Annotated in this window: 12 protein-coding genes; 6 read left to right on the top strand and 6 right to left on the bottom strand. The window is 73.6% G+C overall.

Annotation, left to right across the window (positions count from 1 at the left end; all coding sequences use genetic code 11):
* Positions 1-9,243 (top strand): type I polyketide synthase (locus tag GA0070216_RS31725; RefSeq protein ID WP_091253961.1); only part of this gene is annotated, 9,243 nt, incomplete at its 5' end.
* 11 nt (positions 9,244-9,254) lie between these two features.
* On the top strand, positions 9,255-10,160 hold the full coding sequence (locus tag GA0070216_RS31720) for a proline iminopeptidase-family hydrolase (protein WP_218108345.1): 906 nt from the start codon (positions 9,255-9,257) through the stop codon (positions 10,158-10,160).
* 30 nt (positions 10,161-10,190) lie between these two features.
* On the opposite strand, the gene GA0070216_RS31715 is transcribed toward GA0070216_RS31720, so the two are convergent.
* Positions 10,191-10,655, bottom strand: coding sequence for a winged helix-turn-helix transcriptional regulator (locus GA0070216_RS31715; protein WP_091253954.1), 465 nt, complete (start codon positions 10,653-10,655; stop codon positions 10,191-10,193).
* A gap of 122 nt (positions 10,656-10,777) precedes the next feature.
* Between GA0070216_RS31715 and GA0070216_RS31710 the strand changes: the two genes are divergently transcribed.
* Positions 10,778-11,644, top strand: coding sequence for an aldo/keto reductase family oxidoreductase (locus GA0070216_RS31710; RefSeq protein WP_091253951.1), 867 nt, complete (start codon positions 10,778-10,780; stop codon positions 11,642-11,644).
* Positions 11,645-11,710: 66 nt separating this feature from the next.
* On the opposite strand, the gene GA0070216_RS31705 is transcribed toward GA0070216_RS31710, so the two are convergent.
* Positions 11,711-11,965 carry a phosphopantetheine-binding protein gene (locus GA0070216_RS31705; RefSeq protein ID WP_091253948.1) on the bottom strand — a complete coding sequence of 85 codons (255 nt, stop codon included), beginning with the start codon at positions 11,963-11,965 and terminating at the stop codon, positions 11,711-11,713.
* A 158-nt stretch (positions 11,966-12,123) separates the two neighbouring features.
* Here GA0070216_RS31705 and GA0070216_RS31700 point away from each other — a divergent pair, with 158 nt between their 5' ends.
* A complete protein-coding gene (locus GA0070216_RS31700) occupies positions 12,124-13,719 on the top strand; it encodes a D-alanine--poly(phosphoribitol) ligase (RefSeq protein ID WP_091253945.1) in 1,596 nt (531 codons plus the stop codon).
* Positions 13,720-13,862: 143 nt separating this feature from the next.
* Here the strand turns inward: GA0070216_RS31700 and GA0070216_RS31695 are convergent, their stop codons facing one another.
* The 4 genes from GA0070216_RS31695 to GA0070216_RS31680 all read right to left on the bottom strand — a co-directional run bounded on the left by GA0070216_RS31695 (position 13,863) and on the right by GA0070216_RS31680 (position 19,062).
* Complete coding sequence (locus GA0070216_RS31695) at positions 13,863-15,407, bottom strand: AMP-binding protein (RefSeq protein ID WP_091253942.1); 1,545 nt, start codon at positions 15,405-15,407, stop codon at positions 13,863-13,865.
* Between the two features lie 25 nt (positions 15,408-15,432).
* Positions 15,433-16,362, bottom strand: a complete 930-nt coding sequence (locus GA0070216_RS31690; protein WP_091253940.1) for an ACP S-malonyltransferase — start codon at positions 16,360-16,362, stop codon at positions 15,433-15,435.
* Between the two features lie 68 nt (positions 16,363-16,430).
* Positions 16,431-17,687, bottom strand: a complete 1,257-nt coding sequence (locus GA0070216_RS31685) for a pyridoxal phosphate-dependent aminotransferase (RefSeq protein WP_091253937.1) — start codon at positions 17,685-17,687, stop codon at positions 16,431-16,433.
* 28 nt (positions 17,688-17,715) lie between these two features.
* The gene (locus GA0070216_RS31680; RefSeq protein WP_091253934.1) at positions 17,716-19,062 is read right to left on the bottom strand and encodes a KamA family radical SAM protein; all 1,347 of its coding nucleotides are present in this window, start codon (positions 19,060-19,062) and stop codon (positions 17,716-17,718) included.
* Positions 19,063-19,420: 358 nt separating this feature from the next.
* Here GA0070216_RS31680 and GA0070216_RS31675 point away from each other — a divergent pair, with 358 nt between their 5' ends.
* Both GA0070216_RS31675 and GA0070216_RS31670 read left to right on the top strand, forming a co-directional pair.
* Complete coding sequence (locus GA0070216_RS31675; RefSeq protein ID WP_091253932.1) at positions 19,421-20,608, top strand: cytochrome P450; 1,188 nt, start codon at positions 19,421-19,423, stop codon at positions 20,606-20,608.
* On the top strand, positions 20,605-20,841 hold the full coding sequence (locus tag GA0070216_RS31670; protein ID WP_091253929.1) for a ferredoxin: 237 nt from the start codon (positions 20,605-20,607) through the stop codon (positions 20,839-20,841). The genes GA0070216_RS31675 and GA0070216_RS31670 overlap by 4 nt, the downstream gene beginning before the upstream one ends.
* Positions 20,842-20,904: the final 63 nt, after the last annotated feature.

The following is a 20,904-nucleotide window of genomic DNA, read 5'->3' as shown; positions in this document are numbered from 1 at the left end:
GGGGTTCTGGATCAGACGGGGTGGACGCAGCCGGCGTTGTTCGCGGTCGAGGTGGCGTTGTTCCGCCTGGCCGAGTCGTGGGGTCTCAAGCCGGATTTCGTGGCGGGTCATTCGATCGGTGAGTTGGCTGCGGCGCACGTCGCCGGGGTGTGGTCCCTGGCGGACGCCTGCCGTGTCGTGGCGGCCCGGGGCGGGCTGATGCAGGCCCTGCCGGCGGGCGGCGCGATGCTGGCGATCGCCGCGCCGCTTGTCGAGTTGGATCTCGGTGACGTGGACGTGGCGGCGGTGAACGGTCCCCGGGCCGTCGTCGTCTCTGGCACCGAGGAGCAGGTTGCCGCGTTGGAGGCGTCGCTTGAGGTGAAGACGCGCCGGTTGCGGGTGTCGCACGCGTTCCACTCGCACCTGATGGACCCGATGCTGGCCGACTACGGGCAGGTCCTCCATGCAGTGACCGCCAATCCGGCAGCCATCCCGTTGGTGTCGACCGCGACCGGTGACCTCGCCACCGACGACGAGCTGGGCTCCGCCGGGTACTGGCGGGGGCAGGTGCGCGGCACCGTCAAGTTCGCCGACGCGGTCGCCGTACTCAAGGACCGTGGGGTGACCCGGTTCATCGAGATCGGGCCGGACAGCGTGCTCACCGCCATGGTCGCCGAGGGCGTCGGCGACGCGGTGACCATCGCGTTGCAGCGCCGCGACCGGGACCAGGTCACCGGCTACGCCACCGGGATGGCCCGGGCGTGGACCACCGGCGTCGACCTCGACTGGTCGGCCATCCACCCCACCGCCCGGCAGGTCGACCTGCCCACCTACGCCTTCCAACGCCAGCACTACTGGCTCTACGACCCGGCCCTGGTCGGTGCCGGTCTGCTCGCCGCCACCCACCCGCTGCTCGACGCCGCCGTGCCGCTGGCCAACACCGACGGTGTCGTCTTCACCGGCCGCTGGTCGCGGCACACCCACCCGTGGCTCGCCGATCACGCCGTCGGCGGCACCATCGTGTTCCCCGGCACCGGCCTGGTCGAACTCGCCATCCACGCCGGCGACCAGGTCGGCACCGGTCTGCTCGACGAGTTGACCCTGCACGCGCCGCTGGTCGTCCCCGAGGGCGGCGGCGTCGAGGTGCAGGTCGCGGTGGAGCCACCCGACCCGAGCGGCCGGCGTGCCGTCCAGGTGCACTCCCGGGAACGCGACGACGCCCCGTGGACCCGGCACGCCACCGGCGTCCTCACCGCCGGGGACAGCCCCGGCGTCGCCCTCACCGAGTGGCCCCCCGCCGACGCCGAACCCCTGCCGCTGGCCGGCCTCTACGACGACCTCGCCACCGGCGGGCTCGATTACGGCCCCACCTTCCGGGGCCTGCGTCGCGCCTGGCGGGCCGGCGACGCACTCCTCGCCGAGATCGACCTCCCCGACGGTACGGACACCGACGGCTACGGACTGCACCCGGCCCTCTTCGATGCCGGCCTGCACGTCCTCACCCGCGCCGACGGCGACACCCACCGGGGCCTGCCGTTCGCCTGGTCCGGGGTGGCGCTGCACGCCACCGGCGCGACCAGCCTGCGGGTCCGGCTCACCCCCGCCGGCGCCGGCGTGCGGATCGCCGTCGCCGACGCGGTCGGCGCGCCCGTCGCCACCGTGCAGTCGCTGGTGCTTCGCCCGGTGCAGGTCGCCACCGCCACCGCCGGCGTCGCCGACGCGTTGTTCGGCCTCGACTGGCAGCCCGTCACCGTCACCCCGACCGCCACCGCCTGGACCTGGCACCCCGACACCGCCCCGACCGGCGACGGCCCCACCACGACCGCCGCACCGGGTGACGGTGAGGGTGGCACGGCGACCGCCGACGGCGCGGCCGAGCTGGTGGTGCTGCGCGCCGGAGGCACCGACGACGTGCACGCCGAGGTGAACCGGGTGCTGGACGTCGCCCAGCGCTGGCTGGCGGGGACCACCCCCGCCCCGCTCGTCGTGCTCACCCGGCACGCCGTCGGCGACGACGTGACCGACCTGGCCGGCGCTGCGGTGTGGGGGCTGATCCGCTCCGCGCAGGCGGAGAACCCCGACCGGTTCCTCCTCGTCGACGCCGACACCGACCGGCTCGACGATGTCCTCCCGCTGGCCCTGGCCACCGGCGACCCGCAGGTGCTGATCCGCGACGGCGTCGTCCGGGTACCCCGGATCGTCCGCCGGACGCTGCCGACGACCCCGCCGGACGCCCCGCGCTACGGCACCGGCACGGTGCTGGTCACCGGCGCGACCGGTGCACTCGGCTCGGCGGTGGCCCGGCACCTGGTGACGGCACACGGGGTGTCCCGGCTGCTGCTGCTGTCACGCAGCGGTACGGCGGCAGCCGGCGCGGGCGACCTCGTCGCGGAGCTGTCCGAGGCCGGCGCACAGGTCGACCTGGTCGCCTGCGACGTGGCCGACCGGGAGCAGGTGGCCGCCGTGCTGGCCGGGGTGCCGGACCTGTCGGCGGTGGTGCACACGGCCGGGGTGCTCGACGACGGCGTCGTCTCGTCGCTCACGGCAGCGCGGGTATCGGGGGTGCTGCGCCCCAAGGTGGACGCGGCGGCGCTGCTGGACGAGCTGACCCGGGGCCGGGACCTGTCGGCGTTCGTGCTGTTCTCCTCGCTGTCCGGGGTGATCGGCGCGCCCGGGCAGGGCAACTACGCGGCGGCGAACGCCTACCTCGACGCGCTGGCCGTGTCCCGTCGTACGGCGGGGCTGCCGGGGGTGTCGCTGGCGTGGGGGCTGTGGAGCGAGGGCTCGGCGATGACCGACAAGCTCGCCGACACCGACCGGGAACGGATGTCCCGGGGCGGGGTGCTGCCGCTGACCACCGAGGACGGGTTGGCGTTGCTCGACGCCGCCGTCGCCGGTGGACCGGCCACCCTCGTCCCGGCCCGGCTCGACGTGCCGACGCTGCGTACCCTCGGTGACCGGCTGCCGCCGGTGCTGCGTGGCCTGGCCGGCCCGACCCGGCGCACCGCCGCCACCGCCACCGACCGGCCGGGCGGCGACTGGCTGGCCGGGGTGCCGGCGGGCGAGCGGGCCGGGGCCGTCCGGCACCTGGTGCACACCCACGTCGCCGCCGTGCTCGGCCTCGCCGGCCCGGAGGCCGTCGAGGCGGACCGGACGTTCCAGAGTCTCGGCTTCGACTCGCTCACCGCCGTCGAGCTGCGCAACGCGCTCGCCACGGCGGCCGGCCTGCGACTCCCGGCCACCCTGATCTTCGACTACCCGACGCCGGTCGCCCTCGCCGGGTTCCTGTACGGCGAGTTGAGCGGTGCTCTCGACGTACCGCAGGCCCGGCAGACCGCCACCACGGCGGTCGGTGACGACCCGGTGGCGATCGTCGGGATGGCCTGCCGTTACCCCGGTGGGGTCTCCTCGCCCGAGGACCTGTGGCGGCTCGTCGCCGACGGCGTCGACGCCATCGACGGCTTCCCGACCGACCGGGGTTGGGACCTGGCCCGGCTCTACGACCCGACCGGCACCCGCCCCGACACCAGCTACGCCGACCAGGGCGGGTTCCTGCCCGGCGCGGCCGGCTTCGACCCGGCCTTCTTCGGCATCTCGCCCCGCGAGGCCGTCCTGATGGACCCGCAGCAGCGGCAACTGCTGGAGGTCTCCTGGGAGGCGTTCGAGCGGGCCGGCATCGACCCCGCCTCGGTACGCGGCTCCGCCACCGGCGTCTTCGCCGGCCTCATGTACCACGACTACGTGACCGGGCACAGCGCCGGCAGTGTCGTCTCCGGCCGGATCGCCTACACCCTCGGCCTCGAAGGCCCCGCCGTCACCGTGGACACCGCGTGTTCGTCGTCGTTGGTGGCGATGCATCTGGCGGGTCAGGCGTTGCGGTCGGGTGAGTGTGATCTGGCGTTGGCCGGTGGGGTGACGGTGATGGCGACGCCGGAGACGTTCGTGGAGTTCTCCCGGCAGCAGGGGTTGGCGCGGGACGGTCGGTGCAAGCCGTTCGCGGCGTGTGCGGACGGTACGGGTTGGTCCGAGGGTGTCGGGGTGTTGGTGCTCGAACGTCTTTCGGATGCGGTTCGTCACGGGCATCGGATTCTGGGCGTGGTCCGGGGTTCGGCGGTGAATCAGGACGGCGCGTCGAATGGTCTGACCGCGCCCAATGGTCCTTCTCAGCAGCGGGTGATCCGGCAGGCCCTCGCGAATGCGGGGGTGTCGGCCGCCGAGGTGGATGTGGTGGAGGCGCACGGTACGGGCACCACGTTGGGTGATCCGATCGAGGCGCAGGCGATCCTGGCGACGTACGGTCGGGACCGGGCGCAGCCGTTGTGGTTGGGGTCGGTGAAGTCGAACCTGGGTCACACGCAGGCTGCGGCGGGTGTGGCGGGTGTGATCAAGATGGTGATGGCGATGCGGCACGGGGTGGTGCCCCGGACGTTGCACGTGGACGCGCCGAGCCCGCACGTGGACTGGTCCGCCGGTGACGTACGGCTCGCCACCGAGGCCGTCGACTGGCCGGCCGACGGTCACCCCCGCCGGGCGGCGGTGTCGTCGTTCGGCATCAGCGGCACCAACGCGCACGTCATCGTCGAGGAGTACCCGCAGCCCGTCGTGACACCCGAGCCGACGCCGGCTCCGGCCGTGGTGCTCTGGCCGCTGGCCAGCCGCTCCACCACCGGCCTCACCGCGCAGGCCACCCGCCTGCGCGACTTCCTCACCGACGAGAGACCGGTCGACGTCGGGCACTCCCTGGCCGCCGGCCGGGCCGCCCTGGACCACCGGGCCGTCGCCGTCGGCGGTACGGCCGCCGACCTGGCCGCCGGCCTCGAAGCCCTGACCGACGGTGGCGGCCTGTCGGGTCGGATCACCACCGGTCGTACGGCGGTGTTGTTCACCGGTCAGGGCGCGCAGCGCGTCGGCATGGGTCGTGACCTGGCGGCGTCGTTCCCCGTGTTCGCCGCCGCCCTGGACGAGGTGTGTGCCGCGTTCGGGCCGTTGTTGGACGGTGACTTGCGGGAGGTGGTGTTCGCCGATCCGGGTGGTGTGCTGGATCAGACGGGGTGGACGCAGCCGGCGTTGTTCGCGGTGGAGGTGGCGTTGTTCCGGCTGGCGGAGTCGTGGGGGTTGAAGCCGGACTTCGTGGCCGGGCATTCGATCGGTGAGTTGGCCGCCGCGCACGTGGCCGGGGTGTGGTCCCTGGCGGACGCGTGCCGGGTCGTCGCCGCGCGGGGTGGTCTGATGCAGGCCCTCCCCGCCGGCGGCGCGATGCTGGCCATCGCCGCTCCGTTGGCGGAGCTGGATCTCGGTGACATCGATGTGGCGGCGGTGAACGGCCCCCGGGCCGTGGTGGTGTCCGGCACCGAGGAACAGATCGCCGCGTTGGAGGCGTCGCTGGAGGTGAAGACCCGCCGCCTGCGGGTGTCGCACGCGTTCCACTCACACCTGATGGACCCGATGCTCGCCGGCTACGGGCTGGTCCTCGACGGGGTCACCGCCAACCCGGCGGACATCCCGCTGGTGTCGACCGCCACCGGCGACCTGGCCGGCGACGCCGAACTCGGCTCGGCCGAATACTGGCAGGGTCAGGTGCGGGGCACGGTGCGGTTCGCCGACGCGGTCGCCGCCCTCGCTGCCCGTGGGGTCACCCGGTTCGTCGAGATCGGGCCGGACAGCGTGCTCACCGCGATGGTCGCCGACACCCTCGACGACGCGGTGACCATCCCGCTGCAACGCCGCGACCGGGACCAGCTCACCGCCTACGCCACCGGGATGGCGCAGGCGTGGATCAGCGGCGTCGACCTCGACTGGGCGGCGGTCAACCCGGGTGGCCGGTCCGTCGACCTGCCCACCTACGCGTTCCAACACCAGCACTACTGGATGCAGGACACCGGCGCGGACCGGGACGTCACCGCCGCCGGGCTGCTCGACGCCGAGCACCCGCTGCTGTCGGCCGTCACCACCCTGCCCGACACCGACGGGCTGATCGCCACCGGGCTGCTGTCCCGGCGTACCCACCCGTGGTTGGCCGATCACGCGCTCGGCGACACGATCGTGCTGCCCGGCACCGGGCTGGTCGAACTCGCCGTGCGGGCCGGTGACCAGGTCGGCTGCGGCCGGCTGGCCGAACTCGTCCTCCAGGCCCCGCTGGTCGTCCCCGACGACGACGGTGTGCAGGTGCAGGTCGCCGTCGGGGCCGCCGGCGACGACGGCGGCCGGTCGGTCACCGTCTACTCCCGGCACCGGGACGCACCCTGGTCCCGGCACGCCACCGGCCTGCTCACCCCGACCCCGACCAGCCCGCCGGCCGACGGACCGGCGGTGTGGCCGCCGCCCGCCGCCACCCCCGTCGACCTCGACGACCTCTACCCGCGGATGGCCGACGCCGGCCTGGTCTACGGCCCGGTCTTCCAGGGCCTGCGGGCCGCCTGGCGACACGGCGACGAGGTGTACGCCGAGGTCGCGCTCCCCGCCGACGTGCTCGACGCCGACCGGTTCCACCTGCACCCGGCCCTGTTCGACGCGGCCCTGCACGCCATCGGCCTCAGCCGGGGCGAAGGCGCGCCCGCCGTCCCGTTCACCTGGACCGGGGTGAGCGTCCACGCCACCGGCGCGGCCACCCTGCGGGTCACCGTCACCCCCGCCGGGCCCGACGAGGTGGCCCTCACCCTCACCGACGGGGCCGGCCTGCCCGTCGCCCGGGTCGACTCGCTGGTGCTGCGGGAGATCGACCCGAGCCAGCTCGCCGCCGCCCGCACCGGGCGGCAGGAGCACCTCTACCGGGTCGACTGGACTCCGGTGCCGCTGCCCGCCACCCCCGCCACCGGCCGTTGGGCGCTGGTCGGCGCCGACGAGTTCAAGGTGGCCGCCGCGCTCGACACCGTCGGCCTGCGCGCCGAGACCCACCCGGACCTGGCCACCCTCACCGCCGCCCTGGACGCGGGCGGGGCGGCACCGGACGTGGTGCTGGTCGCCAGCGTGCAGCCCGACTCCCGGGACCTCGCGGCCGGAGCCCGGCACACCACCGGGCAGCTCCTCACCCTGCTCCAGGGCTGGCTCGCCGACGGGCGGTTGGCGTCGTCCCGCCTGCTGGTGCTCACCCACGGCGCGCAGGGCACGCCGGTCACCGAACCCGCCGCCGCAGCGGCCTGGGGTCTCGCCCGCTCCGCCCAGTCGGAGAACCCGGACCGGATCGTCCTGGTCGACCTCGACGACCACGACGAGTCGGCGCAGGCCCTCCCGGCGGTGCTGGCCGGCGGTGAATCGCAACTGGTCGTCCGCGAGGGCGTCGCGCACGCCGCCCGGCTGGTGCCCGCCACCACGCCCGACGGCACCCCCGGCAGCGCCTTCACCGCCGACGGCACCGTCCTGGTCACCGGGGCCGGTGGCACCCTCGGCGGGCTCGTCGCCCGGCACCTGGTCGACGCGTACGGGGTGCGGCACCTGCTGCTGGCCAGCCGGCGTGGCCCCGACGCGGACGGGATGGCCGCGCTGCGTGCCGAGCTCACCGCGGCCGGCGCCGAGGTCACCGTGGCCGCCTGCGACCTGGCCGACCGAGACGCGGTCGCCGCGCTGCTGGCCGGGGTGGCCGCCGCGCACCCGCTGACCGGGGTGGTGCACGCCGCCGGGGTGCTCGACGACGGGATCATCCCGTCGCTGACCCGGGACCGCCTCGACGCGGTGCTGCGCCCCAAGGTCGACGCGGCCAGCCACCTGCACGAGCTGACCCGCGACGCGGGACTCACCGCGTTCGTGCTGTTCTCCTCGGCGGCCGGGGTGCTCGGCGGGCCGGGCCAGGGCAACTACGCGGCGGCGAACGCCTTCCTCGACGCGCTGGCCGGAGCCCGGCGGGCGGCCGGGCTGCCCGCCCAGTCCCTGGCCTGGGGTCCGTGGGCCGGCGGTGGGATGGCCGACGACCTCGGCGGCACCGACCGGGCCCGAATGTCCCGGGGCGGCGTGTTGCCGATGTCCGCCGAGGAGGGGCTGGCGCTGCTCGACGCGGCGCTGGCCCGTACCGAGGCGGTGCTCGTCCCGGTCAAGGCCGACCTGCGCGGCCAGCCGGGCGCAGAGGTGCCACCGATCCTCCGGTCCCTGGTCACCCCGGCCCGGCGTACCGCGTCCGGCAGCGCCCGGCCCGACCCGGCGGCGCTGCGGCGTACCCTCGGCGGGCTCGACGACGACGGCCAGGCGGCGCTGCTGCGCGACCTGGTCCGGGCGCGGGCCGCGACGGTGCTCGGCCACGGCGGTCCGGACGACGTCGACCCGGCGCTGCGCTTCGTCGAGCTGGGCTTCGACTCGCTGACCGCGATGGAGCTGCGCAACGCCCTCAACGAGGCCACCGGGCTGCGGCTGGCCACCGGGGTGGTCTTCGACCACGGCAGCGTCGACGAACTCGCCGCCCTGCTGCGGACCGAGCTGGCCGCCCCACCGGCGCAGGACGGCGCCGGTGCGCCCGATGCCGCCGCCGACACGATGAGTGCGCTGTTCGGCACCGCCGTCCGGGGCGGTCGGGTGCAGCAGGGCCTGGCGTTGCTGCACGCGGTGGCCGACATCCGACCCAGCTTCGACGGGCCGGCCGACCTGCCGCAGATCCCCGCCCCCCGGCGGCTCGCCCGTGGCGACCGGGGGCCGGCGATCGTCTGCTTCCCCTCCCCGATGGCACTCGGCGGCGACCAGCAGTACGCCCGGTTCACCGCCGAGTTCGGCGGCACCCGGGACGTGTGGACCCTGCCGGTGCCGGGCTTCGGTCGCGACGACAGCCTGCCCGCCTCGTCCGACGCGGCGGTCCGGGTCTTCGCCGAGATGGTCCGCCCGATCGCCGAACAGGGGCCGTACGTCATCGTCGGTTACTCCTCCGGTGGGCTGTTCGCCCACGCCACCGCCGGTGAGCTGGCGCGGCAGGGGCACGGCCCGACCGGGGTGGTGCTGCTGGACACCTACCTGACCACCGGCAGCACCACGGCGACGTTCTTCACCCACATGCTTGAGTCGTTGCTGGCCAAGGAGGCCGCCTTCGGCGAGTTCAGCAGCGCCCGGCTCTCGGCGATGGGCCGCTACATCCGGTTGCTGGAGAGCTGCCCGATCGAGGCGATCGACGCGCCGGTGCTCTTCGTCCGGCCGCAGGAGTCCATCGTGGCCGGTGGCGACGACGACGGGTGGCGGGCCACCTGGGAAACCCCGCACACGCTCCGGGAGGTGCCCGGCGACCACTTCACCATGATGGAGGGTCAGGTCGGCACGACCGCCGGGGTGGTCCGGGACTGGATCTCGCAGTGACGACAGCTGGAGTGGACGACATGACACTGGCACCGACCGCCAAGGGCACCGTCGAGTTCGGCGACCACCGGACGTGGTACCGGGTGACGGGGGAGCTGCCCGGCGACCGGCCGCCGCTGGTGGTGCTGCACGGCGGCCCCGGCAGCACCCACGACTACCTGCTCAACCTGGCCGGGCTGAGCCGTACCGGCCGGCCGGTGGTGCACTACGACCAGCTCGGCAACGGGGGGTCCACCCACCTGCGGGGCCGGGGGGCCGACTTCTGGACGGTGGACCTGTTCCTGGCCGAACTGGACAACCTGCTGCTGCGGCTCGGTATCGCCGACGGGTATGTGCTGTTGGGGCAGTCCTGGGGCGGGGTGCTGGCGGCGGCCCACGCGGTGCGCCGGCCGGCCGGGCTGCGTGGCCTGGTGATCGCCAACGCGCCCGCGTCGTACCCGCTGTGGCTGCCGGAGCTGGACGTGCTGCGGGCCGCGCTGCCCCCGGGGGTGGACGCGACGCTGCGCCGGCACGAGGCCGCGGGCACCACCGACAGCGCCGCCTACACGGCCGCGATGATGGTCTTCTACCAGCGGCACGTGTGCCGGTGCAAGCCGCTGCCCCCGGAGCTGATGGCCTCCTTCATGGAGATCAACGGGGACCCGACCGTCTACCACGCGATGAACGGGCCGAGCGAGTTCCACATCATCGGCACGCTGCGCGACTATTCGTTGGTCGACCGGCTGCCGCAGATCGACGCGCCGACCCTGGTGATCAGCGGCGAGCACGACGAGGTCACCCCCGCCGCGGTCCGCCCCTTCCACGACCTCGTCCCCGGGGCCCACTGGGAGATCATCGAGGGGGCCAGCCACCTGCCCCACCTGGAGACCCCGCAGCGGTTCACCGAGGTGCTCACCCAGTTCCTCGACAAGCTCTGAGCCACCCGCCCCGACGCCCGCGCCGCCGGTTCAGGCGGGGCGGGCGTCCGGCTCGGACGGGCGGGCGTCGTACGTCGCGCGGTGGGCGTGCACGTCGTCCAGGTGCCGCTCGGCCCAGGTCTTGAGGCCGCGCATCATCTCGTGCAGGGAGAAGCCGAGGTCGGTCAGCTCGTAGGTGACCGTGACGGGCACGGTCGGCGTCGCGGTGCGGATGACCAGGCCGTCGCGTTCCAGGGAGCGCAGCGTCTGGGTGAGCATCTTCTGGCTGACGCCGGCCAGCAGGCGGGACAGCTCCGAGTAGCGCATCGGCCGGGGGGTGCCGGCGCAGTCCGCGCCGAACCGGTGCGAGCCGTCGGTGCGCAGCGCGGCCAGCACCAGCGCCACCCACTTGTCGGAGATCCGGGCGAGCAGTTCCCGACTGGGACACTGCGCCAGGAAGGCGTCATATCCCGCAGCCGCCTCCGCCCGTCGCAGGGCTGCCGTCCTCGTCGCCATCGGCCGTTCCTCCCGTGCCCGGTGCGCTACGCACTTCCAGGTGCCTACTTCCCGGCAGAAAGCTACTCCACGGATAGTGGTCGGGCAGCACTCCGCTCACCACGAAAGCCCGAGGTAACCACATGCTCACCCGTTCCCTGCCCGGCGGCACCTGGACGCTCGGCGACCTGACCGTCACCCGGTTCGGCTACGGCGCCATGCAGCTCGCCGGCCCGTGGGTGATGGGACCGCCCGCCGATCCCGACGGCGCGCTCGCCGTCCTGCGGGAGGTGGTCGCCCTCGGCATCACCCACATCGACACCAGCGACGCCTACGGGCCACACGTCACCAACCGGCTGATCCGGGCGGCGCTGCACCCGTACCCCGAGGGGCTGCGCCTGGTGACCAAGGTCGGCGCGACGCGGGACCGGCAGGGCGGCTGGCCACCGGCCCGGGAGCCGGCGCAACTGCGCCGGGCCGTGCACGAGAACCTGGAGAACCTGGGCGTCGGGGTGCTCGACCTGGTCAACCTCCGGCTGGGTGACGCCGAGGGACCCCGGCCCGGCTCGCTCGCCGAGCCGTTCGGGGCGCTCGTCACACTCCAGCGGCAGGGCCTGATCCGGCACCTGGGGGTGAGCAACGTGACGGCCGAGCAGGTCGCCGAGGCGCAGTCGATCGCGCCCGTCGTCTGCGTGCAGAACCGCTACAACCTCGCGTACCGCCGGGACGACGCGCTGATCGACCGGCTCGCCGGGCAGGGGGTGGCCTACGTGCCGTACTTCCCGCTCGGTGGCTTCAGCCCACTCCAGTCCGCGGCGCTCTCGGCGGTGGCCGCCCGGCGGGACGCCACGCCGATGTCGGTCGCCCTGGCCTGGCTGTTGCAGCGTTCGCCCAACATCCTGCTCATCCCCGGCACCTCGTCGGTGGCGCACCTGCGGGAAAATGTCGCCGGGGCGGGGCTGACGCTCTCCGCCGACGACCTCACCGCGCTGGACGAGATCGGCCGCTGACCGGCTGAGGTGATGGAAAGTGCCCGTGACCAGCCTGGTCACGGGCACTTTTCGGAACGCGTGCGCTCACACGGGAGCGGGAGCGCCGCGCATGTCGGTCAGCACGCGCCACAGCGTCTGCGGGGTGGCGAACGTCTCCATCGACATCGCCTCGTCGACGAACCGCACGTCGTACTCGCTCTCCAGGGTGGCCAGCAGTTCGACCATGGCGAGGGAGTCCAGGCCCGAGTCGCGCAGGCTGGTGCCGTCCAGCAGCGGCTCCTCGGGGTCGAGGAAGGGCAGGTGCTGGCGCAGGATGGCCTCGAACCGTTGATCCCACATGTCCGCGATTCCTTCCGGTGCAGGGTGAGAAGACGCTAACAACGCCCACCGGACGGTGACGACCCGACAATCTTCCGGCCGCCACCCGGCCCGGGTAAGGGGTCGTTAGGGGGGTCGATGCGGGTGGGGGCCGCCGGAGCCGCCGATACGCTCCGGCCATGAGTCGAGAGAACTTCGCGCGCACGCACGCCTCCGTGGAGACGCTGCACGAGTTCCTGTTGGCGGGCGCCCGGCTGACGCCCGACAAGCCGGCCGTCATCCAGGCCGTCGGCGGCGAGGTTGGCTCCATCTCGTACCGTCAGCTCGCCCAGCGGGTGGACGGCTACGCCGCCGCTCTCGACGAACTCGGCCTGGACATCGGCGACCGGGTGATTCTGGAGTCGGACACCTCGCCGACCGCCATCGCCGTCTTCCTCGCCTGCTCCTCGCTGGGCCTGACGTTCATCCCGGTCAGCCCGGAGACCCCCGCCCAGCGGCTCGCGCTGATCGCCGAGAGCACCGCCGCCGCGCTGCACCTGCAACCCGTCGACGGCCGCCGCGACGGCGTGCCCGCGCCGCTGGGCACCGCCCGGTTCGGCCCGGACGGCATCCAGGTCGAGCGGGCGCCCGCGCCGCGCACCCGGCACCGCCGGGAGCTGGTCCCCACCGACCCGGCCTACATGATCTTCACGTCGGGCACCACCGGCCGGCCCAAGGGCGTGGTGATGAGCCACCGGGGCGTGCTCGCCTTCTTCCGGGGGATGCTGCGGCACGGCATCGTCTCCGCCGAGGACCGGGTCGCCACCACCTCGCCGCTGCAGTTCGACTTCTCGCTGCTCGACATCGGGCTGGCGCTGGGCAGCGGCGCGGCCGTGGTGCCGGTTCCCCGGTCGCTGCTGCGCTGGCCGCGCCGCTTCGTGCAGTTCCTCGCCGACAGCGGTGCCACCCAGGTCAACGGCGTGCCGTCGATCTGGCGGGGGGTGCTGCGGCACGAGTTCGCCGGGTTGGCCGCGCTCGGTGAGCAGATCCGCGGGGTGCTCTACTCCGGCGAGAACTTCCCTCTGCCGGAGATGCGGGAGCTGCAACGTGCCCTGCCGCACGCCCGGGTGGTCAACTGCTTCGGCAGCAGCGAGTCCATCGCCGCGTCCTTCACCGACGTGCCGAATCCGCTGCCCGACGACATCGACCGGATCTCCATCGGCCACGCCCATCCCGGCGCGGAGATGCTGCTGATCGACGAGGACGGCCGGCCGGTCGACGAGCCGGGTGTCATCGGCCAGATCCACCTGCGCAGCGCCGCCCTGTTCCACGGGTACTGGAACGACCCGGAGGCCACCGCCGCCGCGCTGGTCCCCGACCCGCTCAACCCGGCCACCGGGCAGGTGGTCTTCCGCACCGGCGACCTGGCCTACCGGGGTGAGGGCGGCGAACTCTACTTCACCGGCCGGGCCGACTCCCTGGTCAAGGTGCGCGGCAACCGGGTCGAACTGGGCGAGGTGGAGCGTCGGGTCCGGGAGTTCCCGGGCATCGCCGGCGCCGCCGCGCTGATGCTGCCCCAGGAGGGCAAGGACCCGGTGCTGGCCGCCTTCGTGGTGCTCGACGAGGGCGTCACCGGCGTGGAGGAGATGGAGCTGGGCGCGTTCTGCCTGGAGGCGCTGCCCGACTACATGGTGCCGCAGCAGGTCCGGGTCATCGACGAGCTGCCGGTCAACGCCAACGGCAAGGTCGACCGGCGGGCTCTGGCCGACCGCGCGGGACAGCCCGCACAGCGCTGACCCGCCCCCGAACGACCCCTGGCCGGTCCCTTCAGGAGGGGGACCGGCCAGGGGTTTCTCTGCGTCGCCGCCAGGTCGCTGAAATGGCGGCATCCGGTCCGTCGGATGCCGCCACCTCGGCGCAACAGCGTCGATCAACCGGGTCAGCCCTCCGCGGCCTCGCGGGCCAGCCGGGAGCGGTCCACCTTGCGGTTGGAGTTCAGCGGGAACTCCGGCACGTGCCGGTAGGAGCGCGGCAGCATCCCCTTGGGCAGGATCTGCCGCAGCTGCCGGGACAGTTCCGCCGGGGCGGTCCGCACACCGGTGTAGAAGACCACCAGCTCGGTGCCGCCGGCCCCGGCGCGGGCCACGGTGACCGCGTCCTCGATGCCGGGGCAGCCGCGCAGCGCGTGCTCGATCTCGGCCAGCTCCACCCGCCACCCGTGCACCTGCACCTGCGAGTCGAGCCGCCCCAGATAGATCAGTTCCTTGTTCTCCAGTCGCCGGACCCGGTCCCCGGTGCGATACCAGCGCCGACCGTCGCGGACCAGGAACCGGCCCTCGTCGTCGGCCGGGTCGAGGTAACCGGGGGTGAGCTGGGGGCCGGTGATGCAGAGTTCCCCCTCCACCTCGCTGGCCGCGCCGTCGGCGTCGAGCAGCACCCCGTCGTGCCCGTCGTGCAGGGCACCGATCGGGACCAGGCCGTTGACGCAGAGCCCCGGCGAGGTCTGCGGCGACCAGCGGTGCCCGGTGATGGTCACGGTCAGCTCGGTCGGGCCGTAGATGTTCTCCAGCGTCGACCCGGGGGCCGCCGCCTGCCAGTCCACCGCATCGGCGGCGTGCAGCGCCTCCCCGGCGAAGAAGCTCCACCGCAACGACGGCATCGCCGCCGCCCCCAGCCGACCGGTCCGCCGGACCAGGGTGATCGCGCTGGGGGTGGAGAACCACACGGTCAGGCCCCGTTCGGCGACGAACGCCGGCACGTCCCGGTACGCCGCCGGCGGCACCGGATGCACGCTCGCCCCCGTGCCCCAGGCACAGAACAGGTCGAACATCGCGCAGTCGAAGTTCAGGTCGAACGACTGCGAGAAGCGGTCGTCGGGCCCGAAGTCGTACCGGTCGTCCAGCACCGAGAAGTAGTGCCGCAGGTTGCCGTGGGTGATCGGCACCCCCTTGGGCCGCCCCGTCGAGCCGGAGGTGAACAGCACGTAGGCCACGTCGTCGGGGCCGGCGGAGCGGGGCGCGGCCAGCGGCGTCGCCGAGACCACCGGCAGCCGCAACCCGGTGCCGCTGCCGCGCGGGTCCACCACCGGCGCGAACACCGGCACCCCGGCCACCGCGTCGCCCATCTCCGCCCGGACCGCCAGCCCGGCGTCGTCGAGCAGCAGGACGGAGACCCCGCACGCGGTGAGCATCCCGGCGGTCCGCGCCGCCGGGAACTCCGGGTGCAACGGCACGGCGGTCGCCCCCAGGTACAGGGTGGCGAGCAGCCCGGCGTACGACTCCAGGGTCTTGCCGGCGAGGATGCCGACCACCCGGGGTGGCCCGTCCGGGCCGGCGGCCAACGCCCCGGCCCAGCGCAGCGCGGTGGTGTGCAGCTCCTCGTAGCTGACCGGGCCGGTGGACAGGTGCAGGGCGGTGGCCCGGGGTGCGGCGGCCAGCCCCTGGAGGAACCGGCCGTGCAGGGCGTAGTCGGTGTGCTGGGTCATCTCGTCCTCCGTGCTCTGCCGACCGTCAGGCGGCCACGGTGCGGCGGATCGGCCGCATCGCCCGCCGGGGGTCCACGATGGTGGTCCGGAAGTTGCGGACGGTGGCGCCGACCCGACCCCAGAGCCGGTCCGGTCCGCAGACGTGCACCGTCTCCACCCCGGACTGCTGGAACGTGGCGACCACGTCCGGCCAGCGCACCGGGGTGACGATGCCGTCCAGCAGCATGGTCCGGACGCCGTCGGCGGTGGTGCGTACCGTGCCGTCCTGGTCGGCGACCACCGGGATCTGCGGGTCGGTGAAGTGCAGCGAACCGAACAGCTCCGCCTCCACCCGGTCCCGCAGCGGCTGGAACGCGGCGGCGTGCAGCGGGGGGTCCATCACGTACAGCGGCAGTCCACCGCCGGCCCGCAGCCGCTGCGCCAACCAGTCGGTACGCCCCTCGTGCAGGGTCACCATCCAGAAGTCGGTGTCCACATAGCAGGAGATCTCGTACCACTCGCCGGCCTCGTCCAGCTCGGCCAGGATCTCCCGCAGCCGCTCGGCCGGGGTACGGACGAACGACATCGTCACCACGCCGCGCTGCTCGGCGGTGAAGTACTCCGTCTCGATCCGGGACAGCCGGGCGGTCATCCGGACCGCCTCGGCGAAGTCCAGCGCGCCGCTGAACACGGCGGCGGCCTTGCCCCCGAAGCTGGGCCCGGCGATCAGGTCCGGCCGCAGGTCCATGGTCCGTTCCGCCCAGCGGGCCAGCGCCACGCAGTTGACCAGGAAGGCGACCTGGGCGTACTCGGAGTAGTCGCTGTCGCTGTCCCGGTAGCGGGTGAACAGGTCGTAGTCCAGGGCGTCACTGGCGGCGGCGAGCAACTCGCGGGCGTCCCGGTCGATGAGCATGAACTTCGCGACGTCGGCGAAGTCGCACGGGCCCATCCCGGGAAAGACGATGGCGCTGGTCATCTGGGGCGTCCTTGTCGTCGGGGGCAGACCGGCGCGGGCGCGGTCGGCGGGGGAGCCGGGCGGGGAGGTCACCGGGGGAGCTTGGCCAGGGCCTGCTCGATGCGGATCAGCGCGTCGGCGACGTGCGGCACGGCCAGCGGGTCGGCGGCGGTCTGGGTCTGCCGCTGCTGCTCCGGGGTGTCGCCGTAGAGCATGCTGGTCGCGGCGCGGAACCGCAGCCCCTCCGGCCGGTCGCCGAAGTGGTGGCCGGAGAGCACCGCGACGCCCAGCTCCTCCAGCAGGTGGCGCTGCAACCCCGCGCCGTCGGTGATGCCCTGCTCGGCCAGCGGCTCCCGCAGCGGCGCGAAGTCCGGGTAGACGTAGAACGCGCCGGTCGGCGGCCGGCAGGTGGCACCCGCGTCCACCATGATCCGGTGCACCGCGCCGGCCACCGCGCCGTGCAGCGCGGCGTCGGCCGTCAACCGCTCGCGGATCTCCGGCGGTTCGGCGAAGGCGTACCGGGCCACCGACTGCATCGGGCCGGCCAGGGTGGACCAGATCTCGCTGGCCACCGCGGCGACGTCGGCGCGGAGCCGCTCGCCCCACCCGCCGGTCGGGAACCGGGCCGCCCCGATCCGCCAGCCGCCGAGCGCCAGGTTCTTGCTCAACCCGGTGATCACCACGGTCCGCCGGGGGGCGACCTCGGCGGGGGAGAGCAGGTCCGTGCCCGGGGTGTGCAGGATGTCCCGGTAGATCTCGTCCGAGACGATCAGCAGGTCCTCCTCCTCGGCGATCGCGCACAACTCCCGGACCAGGTCGTCCGGGGCGTGCGTGCCGGTCGGGTTGTCCGGCGAGGTGAGCACGAGGATGCGCGGGTCGTGACCGAGCACCCGGGCGGCGCGGATCGTCTCCCGCAGCGCCGCCGGGTCGGGCACCCCACCGCAGGACGCCGGGATCGGCACCCCCAGCACGGTCTTGCCGGCCAGCCGGGCCTGCGGGGCGTAGGTGACCCAGCTCGGCGCGGCGACGATGGTGTCCCCGCCGACCACCAGTTGCAGGGCCATCAGCAGCGGCTTGCTGCCCGGCGCGATGATCACCTGGTCCGCCTCGGTGGGCAGCCGGCGACGGGAGAAGTACCCGGCCAGCGCGTCCCGGGTGTCCGGGTCACCGACCACCGGCCCGTACGCGTTGCGGTCGGCGCCCTCGGTCAGCGCCCGCCGCAGCGGCGCGAACACCGGCAGCCGGGACTCGCCGAAGCCCAGGTGCACGATGGACTCGCCGGCGGCGATCCGCTGCGCGACCAGTTGGTCGAGCGCGAGGTTGGGCGAGATTTTCCGGCCGGCCATCGCCAGCTCCCTTCGGGTCGGTACGTACTCAGGCGGTGACGGCCGCGCCGGGGCGGGCCGCGCTGGGGCTGACGGCGGCGAGGATGTCCGCCGGGGCAGCCGGGTCGATCTCCAGGTCGCTCAGCCAGGCCGCGTCGGCCGACCAGCGGGCCCGGAACGGCCGGCCGACCAGCCGGCGGTCGCGGGCCTGGATCAGCCGGAGCTGGAAGAAGTCGCCGTCCGCGGTCCGCTCGACGCCGTCGACCAGCACCTTGCCGGGGGTCGCCGACATGACCGGCCCGCGCACCGTGCGGGCCAGCCCGGGCAGGTCCTGGTACGCGGTGCGGAAGATGTCGGCGGCCCGGGTCAGCGGCACCTGGAAGTAGTCCCGGGGGCCGGTGTCCCGCTCGACGAACATGTAGTAAGGCACCGCGCCGACGGCCAGCTCGGCCCGCCACATTTCGCTCCAGACGCGGGCGTCGTCGTTGACGTAGCGGATCAGCGGGGCCTGGCAGTAGACCACCGCCCCGGTCGACCGGATCCGGGCGATGGCCCGGGTGGCGACCTCGGTGGCCAGCTCCCGGGGGTGGCTGAAGTGGGCCATCACCGCGACGTTGCGGCCGGACGCGACCACCTGCGAGAACAGTCGCAGCAGATCGTCGGCGTCGCTGTCGGAGACGAACCGGTACGGCCAGTAGGCGACCGCCTTCGTGCCGAACCGGATGGTGCGCACCGTGTCCACCTTCAGCAGCGGCTCCACGTGGCTGCGCAGCCGCTCCGTCGACATGATCATCGGGTCGCCCCCGGTGACCAGCACGTCGGTCACCGCCGGATGCCGGTGCAGGTACGCCACCAACTGCTCCGGGCCGGGCGCGGCGAACCGCAGGTCGGCGTCCCCGACGAACTGCGCCCAGCGGAAGCAGTAGGTGCAGTACGCGTGGCAGGTCTGCCCCTGCTGCGGGAAGTACAGCACCGTCTCCCGGTACTTGTGCTGCATGCCCGGCAGCTCCTGGCCGTCCAGGCTGGGCACGTTGTGCTGCTGCTGCCCGGAGGGGTGCGGGTTGAGCCCGGCCCGGATTCGGGCCACCTCACCGCGCAGCCCCTTGCGGTCGCCGGCGCGCAGCAGGTCGCCGACGATCCGTTCGTCGGCGGCGGCGAGCATGCCGCGCTGCGGAAACACCAGCCGGAAGATCGGGTCGTCCGGAATACGGTCCCAGTCGATCAGGTGCGACAGGACGTACTCGTTGACCCGGAACGGCAGCACCTGGGAAATGGTGCGGATCGCGTGCAGATTGTCGGCCGACAATCCGTACCGGGCACCCAGTTCATCGATGTGGTGCGGCCCGAAGGAGTGGAACCGCCCCGGATCGGCGGTCGTGGAAACGAGCAGGGACATCAACCATCCTCCATGGGGGGGTTGCGCCCACCGACGTGTCGTGACTCAATCACCGGTGCGCGCCCGCGAGAATCGCTCGACGGTCAACAGCGCGTTGCCTCGCCCCCACGCTAGTGGCGGGCCGTCCGCCCGGACCCCTAGCGGCACCCCAGAGCCGCCCCTTAGCGCCGCCGGTAGGGGGAGGCTAGGGGCGTCGCGGGGGTGTAGGTGGATTTCCTTTCCTGATTACGTATCCCTCGCCTGGTCCGGCCGGCGCCCGGCGTGTCGCCCGGATACGCCGTACCGCACCGAGCGGCCGAAGAGACATCGATGCCAGCGCCGGATCACGTGCGCCCGGTGCGACCCGAGGGAGTGCTCCGTGACGATCGATCAGGAGATCCGCAAGTATCCGTTCAGCGAGTCGCCCGGGATCGACATCGACCCGACGTACGGGCTGCTGCGCAGCACCGAGCCGCTGGCCCGGGTGCAGTTGCCGTACGGCGAGGTGTGCTGGCTGGCCACCCGGTACGAGGACGTCAAGACCGTGCTCACCGACCCGCGCTTCAGCCGGGCCGCCGCGCAGGGCCAGGACCAGCCCCGCCTCCGTGAGGAGATGACCTACGAGGGCATCATCGGTCTCGACCCGCCGGACCACACCCGGCTGCGCAAGCTGGCCGGCAAGGCGCTGACCGCCCGCCGGGTCAACGGGATTCGCGAGGACGCGCAGCGGATCGCCAACGAGTACCTCGACGACATGGTCGCCAAGGGTTCTCCCGGCGACCTGGTCGAGATGTTCGCGCTGCCCTTCCCGATCACCGTGATCTGCGAGCTGCTCGGCGTCCCGTTCGAGGACCGCGCCCAGTTCCGGATCTGGACCGAGGGGCTGACCAGCACCAGCGAGCAGCTCATGGTCTATGTCGAGCAGTTGTTCGGCTACATGGGCAACCTCGTCGCCCAGCGCCGTGAGCAGCCCACCGACGACCTGCTCGGCGCGCTGGTCAAGGCCCGCGACGAGGGCGACCGGCTGACCGAGCAGGAGTTGCTCTCCATCGCCGGGGTCGGGCTGCTGCTCACCGGCGTCGAGACGGTCTCCACGCACATCCCCAACTTCGTCTACGCGCTGCTGACCAAGCCGGAGCTGATGGCGCAGCTGCGCGCCGACCGGAGCCTGGTGCCGGCCGCCGTGGAGGAACTGCTGCGGATGATCCCGCTCAACCCGGCCGCCATGTTCCCCCGCTACGCGGTGGAGGACGTCGAACTGAGCGGGATCACCGTCCGCGCCGGCGAGCCGGTGCTGGTCTCGCTGCCGGGCGCGAACCGCGACCCGGAGATCTTCGACAACCCGGAGACCTTCGACTTCACCCGCGAGCAGAACCCGCACGTCGCGTTCGGCCACGGCCCACACCACTGCCTCGGCGCGCAGCTGGCCCGGATGGAGCTGCAGGTGGCCCTGCACACCATCCTGGACCGGTTCCCCGAGCTGCGCCTGGCCGACGGTGACGCGGGCGTGTCGTGGAAGTCCGGCCTGCTGGTCCGCGGCCCGAACAAGCTGTTGGTGGCCTGGTGACCGCGGTGGACACCCGCTGGACGGTCACCGTCGACCGGGACGCCTGCATCGGTACCGGGGTCTGCGCCGGCGCGGCCCCCCGCCAGATCGAGATCCGGGACGGCAAGGCGTCCGCCCTGGCCCCGGAGACCGCCCCAGACGAGGCGGTCATCGACGCCGCCGACATGTGCCCGATGTCCGCGATCACGGTCCGCGACGCCGCCTCCGGCGCGCTGCTCGCGCCCGAGGAGTGAACCACAGCCCCGACCGGTGAACCCACCGGTCGCCGCGAGGCCGCCGCGACCGGTCCCCCCTAC

It is taken from the genome of Micromonospora matsumotoense (assembly GCF_900091525.1).
Taxonomy (GTDB): domain Bacteria; phylum Actinomycetota; class Actinomycetes; order Mycobacteriales; family Micromonosporaceae; genus Micromonospora; species Micromonospora matsumotoensis.
The sequence above is the reverse complement of the archived record's forward strand: the minus strand, read 5'-3'. Positions and strand labels throughout refer to the sequence as shown.